Source organism: Arthrobacter sp. ISL-85 (assembly GCF_018613675.1).
In the GTDB taxonomy this organism is placed as follows: Bacteria; Actinomycetota; Actinomycetes; order Actinomycetales; family Micrococcaceae; genus Arthrobacter.
Window position 1 is genome coordinate 126,487 of record NZ_JAGGPQ010000001.1, and the last position, 13,044, is coordinate 139,530.

At 67.6% G+C, this 13,044-nt stretch carries 14 protein-coding genes; 8 read left to right on the forward strand and 6 right to left on the reverse strand.

What is annotated here, in order from left to right; genetic code table 11:
• Positions 1-92: 92 nt before the first annotated feature.
• Together J7I84_RS00635 and J7I84_RS00640 are read left to right on the forward strand one after the other, a co-directional pair.
• Positions 93-1,304, forward strand: a complete 1,212-nt coding sequence (locus J7I84_RS00635; protein ID WP_214939188.1) for a CaiB/BaiF CoA-transferase family protein — start codon at positions 93-95, stop codon at positions 1,302-1,304.
• A gap of 1 nt (position 1,305) precedes the next feature.
• Positions 1,306-2,853: a carboxyl transferase domain-containing protein gene (locus J7I84_RS00640; protein ID WP_214939192.1), complete on the forward strand. Its 1,548-nt coding sequence runs from the start codon at positions 1,306-1,308 to the stop codon at positions 2,851-2,853.
• A 79-nt stretch (positions 2,854-2,932) separates the two neighbouring features.
• Here J7I84_RS00640 and J7I84_RS00645 read toward each other — a convergent pair whose 3' ends face one another.
• From J7I84_RS00645 to J7I84_RS00660, 4 genes are all read right to left on the reverse strand, one after another.
• Positions 2,933-3,388 (reverse strand): lipopolysaccharide assembly LapA domain-containing protein, encoded by a 456-nt coding sequence (locus J7I84_RS00645; RefSeq protein WP_214939195.1) that lies wholly within the window; start codon positions 3,386-3,388, stop codon positions 2,933-2,935.
• Positions 3,389-3,587: 199 nt separating this feature from the next.
• On the reverse strand, positions 3,588-3,791 hold the full coding sequence (locus J7I84_RS00650; RefSeq protein ID WP_214939198.1) for a hypothetical protein: 204 nt from the start codon (positions 3,789-3,791) through the stop codon (positions 3,588-3,590).
• Positions 3,792-3,970: 179 nt separating this feature from the next.
• Positions 3,971-4,198 carry a hypothetical protein gene (locus J7I84_RS00655; RefSeq protein WP_214939201.1) on the reverse strand — a complete coding sequence of 76 codons (228 nt, stop codon included), beginning with the start codon at positions 4,196-4,198 and terminating at the stop codon, positions 3,971-3,973.
• A gap of 152 nt (positions 4,199-4,350) precedes the next feature.
• On the reverse strand, positions 4,351-5,757 hold the full coding sequence (locus tag J7I84_RS00660) for an amidase (protein WP_214939203.1): 1,407 nt from the start codon (positions 5,755-5,757) through the stop codon (positions 4,351-4,353).
• A 208-nt stretch (positions 5,758-5,965) separates the two neighbouring features.
• Between J7I84_RS00660 and J7I84_RS00665 the strand changes: the two genes are divergently transcribed.
• The 3 genes from J7I84_RS00665 (at position 5,966) to J7I84_RS00675 (ending at position 7,594) form a co-directional block, all read left to right on the forward strand.
• A complete protein-coding gene (locus J7I84_RS00665; protein WP_214939206.1) occupies positions 5,966-6,292 on the forward strand; it encodes a rhodanese-like domain-containing protein in 327 nt (108 codons plus the stop codon).
• The gene (gene pheA / locus J7I84_RS00670) at positions 6,292-7,272 is read left to right on the forward strand and encodes a prephenate dehydratase (RefSeq protein ID WP_311381030.1); all 981 of its coding nucleotides are present in this window, start codon (positions 6,292-6,294) and stop codon (positions 7,270-7,272) included. Before J7I84_RS00665 ends, pheA begins: the two co-directional genes overlap by 1 nt.
• Before the next feature lie 94 nt (positions 7,273-7,366).
• Positions 7,367-7,594: a hypothetical protein gene (locus J7I84_RS00675; RefSeq protein ID WP_214939212.1), complete on the forward strand. Its 228-nt coding sequence runs from the start codon at positions 7,367-7,369 to the stop codon at positions 7,592-7,594.
• Between the two features lie 68 nt (positions 7,595-7,662).
• Here J7I84_RS00675 and J7I84_RS00680 read toward each other — a convergent pair whose 3' ends face one another.
• Positions 7,663-8,760, reverse strand: coding sequence for a diacylglycerol kinase family protein (locus tag J7I84_RS00680; protein WP_214939215.1), 1,098 nt, complete (start codon positions 8,758-8,760; stop codon positions 7,663-7,665).
• Positions 8,761-8,848: 88 nt separating this feature from the next.
• Here J7I84_RS00680 and serS point away from each other — a divergent pair, with 88 nt between their 5' ends.
• A complete protein-coding gene (gene serS / locus J7I84_RS00685) occupies positions 8,849-10,129 on the forward strand; it encodes a serine--tRNA ligase (RefSeq protein WP_214939217.1) in 1,281 nt (426 codons plus the stop codon).
• Positions 10,130-10,212: 83 nt separating this feature from the next.
• On the opposite strand, the gene J7I84_RS00690 is transcribed toward serS, so the two are convergent.
• Positions 10,213-11,205: a type IV toxin-antitoxin system AbiEi family antitoxin domain-containing protein gene (locus J7I84_RS00690; protein WP_251045852.1), complete on the reverse strand. Its 993-nt coding sequence runs from the start codon at positions 11,203-11,205 to the stop codon at positions 10,213-10,215.
• 295 nt (positions 11,206-11,500) lie between these two features.
• Between J7I84_RS00690 and J7I84_RS00695 the strand changes: the two genes are divergently transcribed.
• Complete coding sequence (locus J7I84_RS00695; RefSeq protein ID WP_214939223.1) at positions 11,501-12,388, forward strand: HAD family hydrolase; 888 nt, start codon at positions 11,501-11,503, stop codon at positions 12,386-12,388.
• A 68-nt stretch (positions 12,389-12,456) separates the two neighbouring features.
• Complete coding sequence (locus J7I84_RS00700) at positions 12,457-13,041, forward strand: histidine phosphatase family protein (RefSeq protein ID WP_214939226.1); 585 nt, start codon at positions 12,457-12,459, stop codon at positions 13,039-13,041.
• The last annotated feature ends 3 nt before the right edge of the window (positions 13,042-13,044 follow it).

Genomic DNA, 13,044 nt, shown 5'->3' on the forward strand with positions numbered 1-13,044 from the left:
GACCCGTCCTGGCCTGGCTGGCGCTGGTGGTCCCCGGCTGGCTCTAGCCACCACTGCAGCCGGCGCCGTACTTTAGAAAGGAAACCCTGCACATGAGCACAGCCGAAACTTCCCAAGGCCCCCTGGCCGGGCATCTCGTCGTCGACCTTAGCCGCGCATTGGCCGGGCCGCATGCCGGCATGATGCTGGCGGACCTCGGCGCCCGCGTCATCAAGGTGGAGAACCCGGGCACGGGGGATGACACCCGCGGCTGGGGCCCGCCCTTCGTGGGGCCTGAGGATGACCTGCAGTCCACCTATTTCATGTCCTGCAACCGCAACAAGGAGTCCATCAGCCTGGACCTGAAGAGCGAGGACGGCCGGGCGGTGCTCCGGAGGCTGCTGGAGCGGGCGGACGTGGTGATCGAGAACTTCCGGCCCGGCGTCATGGACCGGCTGGGCTTCTCCACCGCGGCCATGCATGAGCTCAACCCGCGGCTGGTGATCCTGTCCATCACCGGCTTTGGCCACGACGGGCCCGAGTCCCAGCGCAGCGGCTACGACCAGATCCTGCAGGGCGAAGCCGGCCTGATGTCCCTGACGGGGTCTGGCCCGGACGATCCCCAGCGGGTCGGTGTCCCCATTGCCGACCTGCTCTCCGGTATGAACGGGGCATACGGGGTGCTGGCCGCCCTGGTGGAGCGGAACCGGACCGGGCAGGGCAAGGTGGTCCGCACCTCGCTGCTGGCATCCCTGATCGGCGTCCACGCCTTCCAGGGCACCAGGACCACCGTTGCCGGTGAGGTTCCGCAGGCCCAGGGCAACCACCACCCGTCCATTACCCCCTACGGCCTGTTCAACTGCAAGGACGGGAGCGTGCAGATCAGCGTCGGCAGCGAGAAGCTGTGGCAATCGTTCGCCGCCGCCTTTGGCCTGGACCCGGCTGCCCCGGGCTTTGCCAGCAACGCCGAAAGGGTGCGGAACCGCGGGGAGGTAATTGCCGCCGTCGAACGCGCCTTTGCCCAGTACGGCGCGGTGGAACTGCTGGAAAAGCTGAACGACGCCGGGATCCCGGCAGGCAAGGTCCGCTCGCTGGACGAGGTGTACGCCTGGGACCAGGTGGCTTCCCAGGGGCTCGTGGTGGAAGTGCAGCATCCGCTGCTCGGGAAAGTCAGCTTGCCCGGGCCGCCGCTGCGGTTCTTCGCGCCCGGGGACGCCGCCGAAACCACCCTGACCCAACACGACGCGCCGCCCCTGCTCAACGAGGACGGGCCGGCGATCCGGGAGTGGCTGGGCCTGGGCGCCCCGACTCCCGGGTCCGAATAGCATGGCGACGGCAGAAAAGGTGCGGCACATGAACGCCACCGAACTTCTGGAGGCCGTGGTGGACCCGGGGTCGTTTGCCTGCTGGGACACGGAGCCGGAACAGCCTGTGCTGTCCGCGGAATATGCCCGTGACCTTGCCAGGGCACGGGAACGCAGCGGCGCCGACGAGTCAGTGATCACCGGCGCCGGGCTCATCCGTGGCCGCCGGGTGGCGCTGATCGTCAGCGAATTCTCCTTCCTCGCCGGGTCGATCGGCCACGCGGCGGCGCAACGGATTGTTGCCGCCGTCGAACGCGCCACCGCGGAGGGCCTGCCGCTGCTGGCCGGTCCTGCCTCCGGCGGAACCAGGATGCAGGAGGGAACGCTCGCGTTCCTGTCCATGGTGAAGATCACCGGCGCCGTCCGGGCGCACCGGCAGGCCGGTCTTCCCTACCTGGTCTACCTGCGGCACCCCACCACCGGCGGTGTCATGGCCTCCTGGGGCTCCTTGGGGCACATCAACGTGGCCGAGCCAGGCGCGCTGCTGGGTTTCCTGGGCCCGCGCGTGTACGAGGCGCTGCACGGCGAAGCGTTCCCGGAGGACGTGCAGGTGGCGGAGAACCTGTTCAACAAGGGACTGATCGACGGCGTGGTGGAACCCGGTGACCTTGCCGACCTGGTGGGCCGCGCTCTGGACATCCTGGCTGCGAACGGCGGAGCTGGTGCTGGTGGTTCCATAGCGGCGTCTGTGCCCGCCCCGCCGCCCGCCCCACCCGAAACGCTGGACACCCGGCCCTCAACCGCTGACGCGTGGACGTCCATAGAGATTTCCCGGCGCTCACGGCGCCCTGACCTGCGCCAGCTGCTGAAGTTTGGCGCCACTGACGCACTGCCCCTGAACGGGACCGGGCAAGGGGAAAAGGACCCGGGGCTCCTGCTTGCACTGGCCCGCTTTGGCGCCCAGCCCTGCATTGTCCTGGGGCACGCGCGGCCGCTGCGGAAGGACGCTGCCGGCATGGGGCCCGGATCGCTGCGCGAGGCGCGCCGGGGCATGAAGCTGGCGGAGGAACTGAGGCTGCCCCTGCTCACCGTCATTGACACTGCCGGTGCTGCTCTCTCCCAGGAAGCGGAGGAAGGCGGGCTGGCAGGGGAGATTGCGCGCTCACTGCACGAACTGATCGGGCTCGAATCGCCGTCGGTCTCCGTGCTGCTGGGCCAAGGCGCCGGGGGAGGGGCACTGGCACTGCTGCCGGCGGACAGGACCATCGCCGCCCAGCACAGCTGGCTCTCGCCGTTGCCCCCCGAAGGCGCCAGCGCCATTGTGCATCGCACTACCGCGTTTGCGCCCGCCATGGCACAGGCGCAGGGGGTCAACGTGGCGGCGCTGTATGCCAACGGCCTCGTGGATCACATCGTGGACGAACGTGGCGACGCTTCACTGGAGCCGCGCGGGTTCTGCACCCGGATGGCCCGGGCCATCGAGTACGAACTGGCCTCCGTGGCCCGTGTTCCGGTACCTGAGCTGGTGGCTGCCCGCGCCCGGAAGTTCGCAAGCTTGGGTAGCCGCTGACGTGGACTCGGTGTAGAGCGTGCGATAGAGCCCGCGCGGCGGCAAGCGGTGGCGGCAGCCTAACGCGGCACCTGGGGTGCTACCTCCGCTGTTGGGATTTGGGCCGGCGGGTGTTCCTGCGCAGCTGAAGAATGCGTGCGCCACCTGCTGCGGCCACCAGGACGCCACCGGCCACGGCAGCGATGAACAGCGCCATGCCCAGCGGGACGGAGCCCTCGAAGCCCAGGAACTTCACCAGGACCAGCTCCTGGTTCTGGAGGATGAAGATGATCAACAGGATCAGGAGCACCAGGGAGGCCACCACTGCCGCCCAGATGACTCCGGCGCGGGTGACTTTGCGCTCCGGGGGGCCGCCCGCCGTGGGGGAGGTGGCCGCTCCCGCGGCAGGTGTTCCCGGGGCGCCCGACGGGTAGGACGGGGCATTGCCGTATGTTGCCGCCCTGTCTGCCGAGGGCTGTGCCACGTTCGACGGCGCCTGGCCGGCTTCCGCTTCCGGCCGGCGGTCCGGTCCCGGCGTGTACTGTCCTGTACTCATGCGCGTCCCCTCTCCAGAATGCTAAGCATGCTTATTGTTCAACCATAGACGCCAATCCTGCCGGAGTACAACGACGGGGACGGCGGTTCGCAGGTCGGGGCTGCATCGGGAACAGGCGGCACGACGCATTGTCACAGCGGAGGGGTCCCCGCGCGGGGACCCCTCCTTGACTCTTGCCCGGATGATGTTTTCCCGGACGTCAGACCCTCTCCCTGCTCTTTTCTGCGGAGGGGGTGCGCGGCGCAGGCGTCCTGCGCCAGTTGGGGAAGGCCCAGAAGGTGAATTCCTGTGCCTTGACCGGCTCCTCAGGAGTTTCCGCAGGGGTTTCCGGTTCTGCTTCAGGCCGGCGCTTGGTTTCTTTCTTTGCGCCCCACCCGAAGTCCTTGCTCGATGCATAACACATCACAGACCTCCTTATGGTGACTGCCCTTTAATCGTCCTCCTGCCGTGCGCTGGCGTCGAGACCGGGACGATCGGCGCAAGGGCAGGAGGGCAGGAGGGCAGCAGGGCATGGGGAGGCATGGCGTGGAGCTGCCATTGGAGCCGGGACAGGGCCGTGCCACCCAAGGAGGGGGTGTCCTGTCAGCCGCCGCCGGCCACCACGTCCTGCGCCTCCTGGGGGCGGTGGAACTCGCACGGCCCCTGGTGGCGGAGGGGGAGCAGGCAGGCCCGGCCCGTGGGCAGGTGGACCAGCGCGCAGCGGCCGGCCATGGCAAGGTCCTCCCGGACGTTGGAGTTGCTAAGGTCCGGCCGTTCATCGTCTGATGTCTCGGTGGTTCCGGGGCCAGCGGCTGGGTAGTCAGCGTTCATGTGGGGCAACTCCTCGTCGGGCGGAGGGCGAGTGGAGGGTGCTGAAGCGTGCTTTTCCAGTTTGCGCCGTGGGAGTTACGGGCGGGTTAATCCGGTGTTAGGTTCAGGTCAACAACGGCAACCAGGCCAGTTTTCCCCGGTACCCCGGCTGGTCAGTACCCCAGCTGGCGCGCCACCTGCAGGAGGAGGGCTTCCGATCCCATGGGGCCTACCAGCTGGATTCCCATGGGAAGTCCGCTGCCGGCGGCACCGCCGGTCCAGTGCACGGGAATGGTGATGGCCGGCAGTCCGCACACGTTCACCATTGAGGACCACGGCGCGTATTCGCATTGCTTCCGGTAGTCGCCGTCGGCATCGCCGGGCCACTGGGCCGACGGCCAGCGGTCGCTGCCGTGCGCGGTGCCGGTGAACCAACCCACCGGCCGCGGCGTCTGCGCCAACGCGGGCATCAGTATCAGGTCCCACTGCCCGTACTGCGCCAGGGTGGCGTGCTGGAATTGCCGCAGGAACGCCAGCGCCTCCGCAAGCTTCGCCGGGCTGCGCTGCTGGGCGCGCCGGCGGAACGTGCGGGTCAGGGGCGCCAACAGCGCTTCGCGGGAGGGGCTGATCCGTGCCGCGCCCACTCCTGCGGTCCAGGCGGTGGTGAAGGCGTCCGGGTAACGGTTGTCGTAACGGATAGCAGCATCCCCCAGCACATGGCCGGCGTGCTCCAGGAGGGTTTCGCCGGCCCGGAGCGCGTCCAGGGCTTCCCGGTCCGGCGTGAAGGGAAACGTGCTTGACCACGGGCTGTCCAGTGTGACGCCGATCCGCAGCCGCGGCGGCTCCGCCTTCACTGCCGCAAGGTACCGGTTGCCGGGCGCCAGGGCGTCCATCATCAGCGCGGCGTCCTCCGCGTTCCGGGCAAGGGGACCGGGCGCCACCAGCTGTGCAGGGTCCCCGGCACTTTCCCCGGCCGCCACCATTCCGCGGCCGGGCTTAAGCCCCACCAGGCCGCAGGCGGCGGCCGGTATGCGGACTGATCCGCCGCCATCGGTCCCGGGGGCGAAGGGCAGCAGCCCTGCCGCCACGGCCGCTGCACTGCCACCCGACGACCCTCCGGAACTCCTGCTGGGTGCGTGGGGATTGCGCGACGGCGGTGCGATGCGGTTCTCGCTGTAGGCCGTCAGGCCGAATTCCGGCACCTGGGTCTTGCCCAGGGAGATCACGCCGGCGTCCTTGAAAAGAGCCACGAGGGGCGCATCGGCCGGGGCGGGCTTGTGGTCCAGGGCCGCACTGCCGTGCGTGGTGACGACGCCGGCCACGTCAGTGAGGTCCTTAAAGGCAAGCGGCATGCCATGCAGCAAGGGGAGGTCATCCTCGTCCGAGAGGGAGCGCAGGGCATCCGCCGTCCGGGCCTGTTCCATCGCCTGATCCGCTGTCACAGTGATGAAGGCGCCCAGCAGGGGGTTCTGCTGCCGGATCCGCTCCAGGAAGTGTGCGGTGGCATCGGCGGCGGACACTGTTCCACTGCGCAGGAGGTCCCGCAGGGCCAGCGCCGGGAGTTCGTGGAGTTCAGGCACCGTGGCGGTCCTCCGGCTGCGGTCCGGCATTGCGGGCGGCGCATAGCGGTGGTGCGGGAAAGGCGGTCAGCTGCTGGGACATGGAAACCTCCTGGGCCTTCACCAGCCTAACCCGCGGCCATTTCCGGACGGGGCCAGGTGAAGGGGAGCAAAAGGGCTAGGCTTAAACCTGACTTTGATCCACCAGATCCGCCAAGACAGGACTCCGATGAGCGATTTCGATACCATCCCCGTCCACGACGTCCCCGCTGACGCCGTGATCCTGGACGTCAGGGAGGACTACGAATGGGTTGCCGGGCATGCTGACGGCGCGGTCCACATTCCTATGGACCAGATCCCGGCCCGGCTTGGCGAACTCGATCCGGACGAGGACCTCTACGTCATCTGCCGCACGGGCGGCCGCTCCTTCCGCGTTGCGCAATGGCTCACCGGCCAGGGATATACGGCCATCAACGTTTCCGGTGGAATGGACCAGTGGCTGGAATCCGGCAAGCCCCTGGTCTCGGACAACGGACTCAAGCCGCTGGTACTTTAGTGCCCGGCGCGTCCCGGACGTACGCCTTCCTGGGCCCGGAAGGCACGTTCACCGAGGCTGCCCTGCTGCAGGTGCCTGACGCCCTCCAGGCAGTCCGGTTGCCGGCGTCGAACGTCAATGCCGCCCTTGACAAGGTGCGGGACGGATCGGCCGACGCCGCCATGGTTCCCATCGAGAACTCGGTGGAGGGCGGTGTCACGGCCACGCTGGATGCCATCGCCGCTGGCCAGGAACTGCGGATCATCCGCGAAGTCCTGGTTCCCATTAGCTTCGTCCTGGTGGCGCGTTCCGGGGTGCGGTTGGCGGATGTGCGGCGGGTATCCACCCACGGGCATGCCTGGGCGCAGTGCCGGTTGTGGATGGACCAGAATATACCTGACGCGGAATACGTTCCCGGCTCCTCCACTGCCGCGTCCGCCGTGGGATTGCTGGACGGGGATTGCCATTATGACGCGGCCATCTGCGCACCGCTGGTGGCCCGGGAGCAGGCGGGGCTGTCCATCCTGGCGGAAAACATCGGCGACAACCCCGCTGCGGTGACGCGCTTCGTCCTTGTCAGCCGGCCCCACGCGCTCCCGGCACGCACTGGCGCCGACAAGACCACCGTCGTGGTCCCGCTTCCGGAGGACCGTCCCGGCGCCCTGATGGAAATCCTGGACCAGTTCGCCAGCCGCGGGGTCAACCTCAGCAGAATTGAATCCCGCCCCACGGGCCAGTACCTGGGCCACTACTTCTTCAGCATCGACGCAGATGGCCATGCCGGCGAGGCCAGGGTGGCCGACGCGCTGGCGGGGCTGCACCGCATCAGTCCGGCCACGCGCTTCCTGGGCTCGTATCCCAGGGCAGACAGGCAGGGAACGCTGGTCCCGGCACATACCTCCGATGACGCTTTTGCGGCGGCCCGGACATGGGTGGAATCCATACTCACCGCGGAATCCGTCGCAGGTGAAAGCGGTTCCGGGGCTTCGCCAAAAGCGTAGGTAAACGCCCTCGGAAGTACTTCCGCGGGGTGTGGACAATGCGTATGCTTGCCTGATCCACACGGGGTATGGCCCCTGACGAAGGGAGTGGGTCATGACCAGCAGCAGCACTGACAACGACGGCCAAGGGATGATCGTTAACCCCAAGCCGACGGGAGACAACCAGGACTGGGACGGGGACGACGCGGACCGCGCGGACCGCCTGCGCTTCGAAGAGGAGCAGGCAATGATCCGGGAGCAGTCCGAAGCCCACGCTGCTGCCAAACAAGCCCAGGCGGACGCGAAACGGGCGGCTGAGGCAGAAAAGAAGGCTCGGTCCTGACATCGTGTCCTGGGTCGGCCCAGCCCTCAGGACAGCCAGTACCGTCGCGGCGCCGCTTCAGCCGCCGGCTACCGGACGGCGCGTGCGTTGCCCTGCGCCCGGCCGTTCTCCTGCACCTGCCCCTTGACCCTGACCAGGAGTGACCGGGGCTCCACCTGGACCGTAAGTTGCGTGGCTTCCCCGGATGTGTCGCCGTCGAGCTGTGTGGGCATGGGTTCAGGGCACCTGATGACCACCTTGACTGACCGGTAAACGGTCATGATGGGCAGCTTTCCACTGTGCTTGAACATGATCTTCACATACATCAGCATCCAGCCCAGGGCGCTGCGGGGGCTCATGACCACAACGTCGAGCATGCCGTCGTCAATCATGGCCTGCGGAATGAAATCGATGCCGCCGGGGACCAGTCCGCAGTTGGCGAAAAGCACGCTGCGGATGTTCCGGACCTGCTCCGGACTGCCATCCAGGGCGATGGAGACCCTCTTTCGCCGACCCGGGAGATGCCGCACGCCGGCCTCCGTGTAGGCGAGCCAGCCCACTGCCTTCTTCAGCCCCGCATTGGTGTCGGCCAGGACCTCGGCGTCCATGCCGATTCCGGCGATCACCAGGAAGACGTGCTCCGAGTAGTGGCCTGTAAGGGAGTTCTCAATGGCCATCCGGGCGGTGTCGATGTACCGCTGCCGGCCGAAAAGTGCTGCCTGGACGTTGCCGTGGAGGTCGTTCACATCCAAGTCCACGTTCCGGGCCAGCAGGTTGCCGGTGCCCAACGGAATCAAACCCATGGCAACGTCGGTGTGCGCGAGGGCCTCAGCCACCACGCGGACGGTGCCGTCGCCGCCGCCCACCAGGACGACGTCGGGCTTTCCTGCCAAGGCAGCCTGCATCTGCGAAAAGCCGGGGTCCTCCGCCGTGGTCTCGAAAAAGACCGGTTCCTCCCAGCCCGCGGCCAGGCAGGCCCTGTGGATCATTCCCCTGGCTTCCTCGGCCCGCGCCTTGATGGGGTTCAGGACGACGGCCACCCGCTGCTGCGCCAGTCCTGAGTCGGAGGCTTCGCCCGCCACCGCGCTGCGCACGTGCAGGGCCTTGAGGCGCCGCACCCCCCACCAGCTGGAGGTAGCGAAGGCAAGTGCCACCGCAATCAGCAGGTAGAGAATCCAGTCGCTCATGGTGCTTCAACAGTAGCCCGGCGCGGGGCGGGCGGGGGCACGGAGCCGCGCGCCTGCCGTCGTGCATCGGATTGGATACCCTTGACTGGTGATCGACGTAAAAGACCTCAGCGAAAACCCGGACAAGTACCGTGCCAGCCAGCGCGCCCGCGGCGCGGACGAATCAGTGGTGGACGCGATCATTTCCGCGGATTCCGCCCGCCGTGCAGCCCTGCTCCGCTTCGAAAACCTCCGTGCGGAGCAGAACGTGTTCGGCAAGAAAGTGGCGAAGGCCAAGGGCGAGGAGAAGCAGGCCCTGCTGGCCGAGGTCAAGGAAGTGGCCAACGCGGTCAAGGCGGCCTCCGCGGAGGCCGATGCAGCCCAGACCAAGCAGGAAGAACTGCTGCGCACCATCCCCAACCTGGTGGAGGACGGCGTTCCCGAGGGGGGCGAGGACGACTACGTGGTGGTCAAGACCGTTGGCGCTCCGCGTGAATTCCCTGACTTCGAGCCCCGCGACCACCTGGAGATCGGCGAGCTGATTGGCGCCATCGACATGGAACGCGGCGCCAAGGTCTCCGGCGCGCGCTTCTACTTCCTGCGCGGCATGGGTGCCCGACTGGAAATGGCGCTGCTGCAGATGGCCATGGACCAGGCCATCGAGGCCGGCTTCGTCCCGATGATCACGCCCACGCTGGTGCGTCCCGAGACGATGCAGGGCACCGGCTTTGATGTAAAGCACGACGCCGAGATCTACCGCCTCGCCGAAGACGACCTTTACCTTGTGGGCACCTCCGAGGTGGCGCTGGCCGGCTACCACGCCGACGAGATCCTCGACTTCTCCGCCGGCCCCATCCGCTACGCGGGCCAGAGCTCCTGCTACCGCCGCGAGGCCGGATCCCACGGCAAGGACACCCGCGGCATCATCCGCGTGCACCAGTTCAACAAGGTGGAGATGTTCATCTACACCACCGTTGAAGAGGCCGCCGCCGAGCACCAGCGCCTCCTGGCCTGGGAAGAGGAAATGCTGGCAAAGTGCGAGCTGCCGTACCGGGTGATCGACACCGCGGCCGGCGACCTGGGCATGTCCGCGGCCCGCAAGTACGACTGCGAAGCCTGGGTCCCCACCCAGGGCGCCTACCGTGAGCTGACCTCCACCTCCAACTGCACCACGTTCCAGGCACGCCGCCTGAACATCCGTGAGCGAACGGTCAACGCGGAGGGCGTGGCCAAGGGCACCCGTGCCGTGGCCACGCTGAACGGCACCCTGGCCACCACCCGGTGGATTGTGGCACTGCTTGAGCACCACCAGAACGCAGACGGCTCCGTCAACGTGCCCAAGGCGCTGCAGAAGTACCTGGGCGGCCTTGAGGTGCTCCCGGTCCTCTAAGGCCGCGCTTTGCCCTGCCCCCCGACTGGACCGGGCACCCGGTTATGGACGGTGCACCCCCGAGCGCGGGGGTGCACGGTCCATTAGCGGGTGCCTGGCCTGCTCCGGGTGTTCGGTAGGCCCGCCTGCCGGAGGCATGCGGCAAAGCGGGCAGGGTCCGAGGCCGTTGCCCAGTCCCAACGTACGAACCGGAAACCCTTGGCCCGCAGCCTGTCCTCACGCTTCTTCTCGGCAAGCACGGTTTGGCGTGCCGTCCGTGTTCCCAGGTAGTCGTCACTCAGATACTTGGCGTCGCCGTCGAACTCCCCGATCAGCCGGTATCGGGGCCAGAAAAAGTCCGGCCGCCCCAGAAACGACCCTCCCTGCCGGAATTTTGCCTGCAGCATGGGGGCCGGGAAGCCCAGAAGGTGCATCTGCGCCCGGCTGAGCGATTCCCCAGGTGACTCAGAATTCGCATCCGCGAAATCGAGAACCGCTGACACCCAGCTTCGACGTGCCTGGGCTGGAAGCGCGCAGGCTGCCTGAGCCAGTTCGTCCTTGCTGACCGGGGGTCCGGAAATGCGGCGGCCGCTGATTGCATGGTCCGCCAGGACCACTCCTGCCGTAAAGCTTTCCCGCGCAATAACGCCTATCACCGTCTCCGGCAGCGGCGTCACCAGCAACCCCTCCCGTTGGACTCCCTCTGGTTGTCCCCGATGCCGGTGGATGCCGTAACCGGTAATGTCCTCAAGTCCGGTCCGTCCGGACCGGGTCGGGGCAGCGGCTGTGATGGGTTGCTGACGCCCAGTGTGGCCCCTTGATGCGCCGCACACGTGCACGTGTCCGGGCACCCCGAGCAGGTCCAAACCCCATGCCACGGCAGCGGTGTCGAGGCAGAATGTGGACCCGGGCAGTTCCACATCCACTGCACGGACGGTCTGGAAGTACCTTTCCCACGGTGCCAGTGACAGCCACTCGGCCTTGTCTGCGTAAACGCCTCGCCGAACGCGGACAAGTTCCCCCTGCGCGAAACGCCTGCTGAGTGACCGGGTGTCGCCGGACGCGCGGCGGAGGTCCTGGGCGGAAATCAGATGCATGCCACTCATCCTCATGGCATTGGACGTGACTGCTGAAGGGCCAGGCGGGTGCATGTGGACAACCGGGAAACCCTTGCCGCGCACCGCGGAAAGGACGGCGCACCCTGGAAAGGACGGTGCACCCACGAGTGCGGGGGTGCGGTGTCCATGGGCGGGTGCAGAGCGAAGATGCGGCCGGGCGGTGTGACACTTGCCGGGCACGTCCGCTGCGGAAAACCGCCGTGTTAACCAACAGTTCAATAAATCTGTGGCCCGCGTCCTAGCGCGTGTCAGTTACGTCTGCTTCACTATGTGGATGACAACGCTGACTGAAACCTCAGTCGCCGGCAACGATGACCGGCGAGACAACAACCGAGACTACAACCAGAACAACGCCGGCTTCGCCGCTGCCGACCAGAAGTTCATGGTCGCCCTGGACGTGGACGGCACCCTGGTGAACCACGACGGCCACATGTCCCCTGGCGTCCGGGAAGCTGCGCAGGCCGTGGTGGCCGCCGGACACGAGGTAATGATCGCCACCGGCCGCTCACTTAACGCCACGCTTCCCATCATCGAGAAGATCGGCATCGAGCGCGGATACGCCGTCTGCTGCAACGGCGGCGTGACCCTCCGGCTCCACCCCGAACTGGAAAACGGCTACGAGGTAGTCCACAAAGCCACGTTTGATCCGGCACCGGCCCTGCGTGCCCTCCGCGAACGGCTTCCCTCCGCCAAATATGCGCTGGAGGACGCTGACGGCAATTTCCTCTCGACGGAGCGGTTCCAGGATGCCAGCTTCGGCGTGGAGGCGGTGGGCGTGGACTTCCACACCATGCTGGAGGCAACCGCCGTCCGCGTGGTGGTGTTCAGCACCGAAAACACCCCGGAGGAGTTCAATGAGGCCATCAACCACGTGGGCCTCGCGGGTGTGACCTACTCGGTGGGCTGGACCGCCTGGCTGGACATTGCCGCCGCGGGTGTGACGAAGGCCAGCGCCCTGGAAAACCTCCGGGTCCGGCTTGGCTTCGAGGAGCACCTTACCGTTGCGGTGGGCGATGGCAGGAACGACATCGAGATGCTCACCTGGGCCGGCCGCGGGGTAGCCATGGGCCAGGCCCCGGCAGAGGTGGTGGCCGCGGCGGACGAGGTCACCCACTCAGTGCACGACGACGGCGCCGCCCACGTGCTGCGCAGCCTCCTCTAAGGTGCCGCAGGGCCACGCTCCGCTGCCGCGATTCCGGGGTCAGCCCGGGGCCAAGGCAGAATAGGGGTATGACCCTCACGACGTTCGCCCTCGTCCGCCATGGCCAGACCGACTGGAATGCCGAGCGCCGGCTGCAGGGATCAACCGACATCCCCCTGAACGACGTCGGACGCGGCCAGGCGCGGGACGCCGTCGCCACCCTTGCGCCCTACGAATGGGACGCCATTGTCTCCTCGCCGCTGAGCCGTGCTGCGGAGACCGCGGACCTGATCGCCGAAGGGCTCGGGCTCAAGGTCGCCCGGCGTGTCCCCGAACTGACAGAGCGCAGCTTCGGCCCGGCCGAAGGGATGCAGGCCGGCCCCGAGCTGGAGGCGCTCCGCGTACCCGGCGGGTTCAAAGGTGCAGAGAGCGAAGACGAGGCGGCGGAGCGCGGTCTCGCGGCGCTGGAAGCCCTGGCGGAGGAGTACCGCGGCCAGCGGCTCCTGGTGGTCACCCATGGCACCCTGCTGCGCGTCAGCCTCAGCCGCGCCATCAGCCAGACCCTGGCCAGCGTGGACAACGCGGCCCTCAACCTGGCCCACCACCACGCGATCGACGGCTGGAAGCTGGAGTACTTCAACGGCGAGCCGGTCATGGCCGCCACCGGGAGCTAAGGT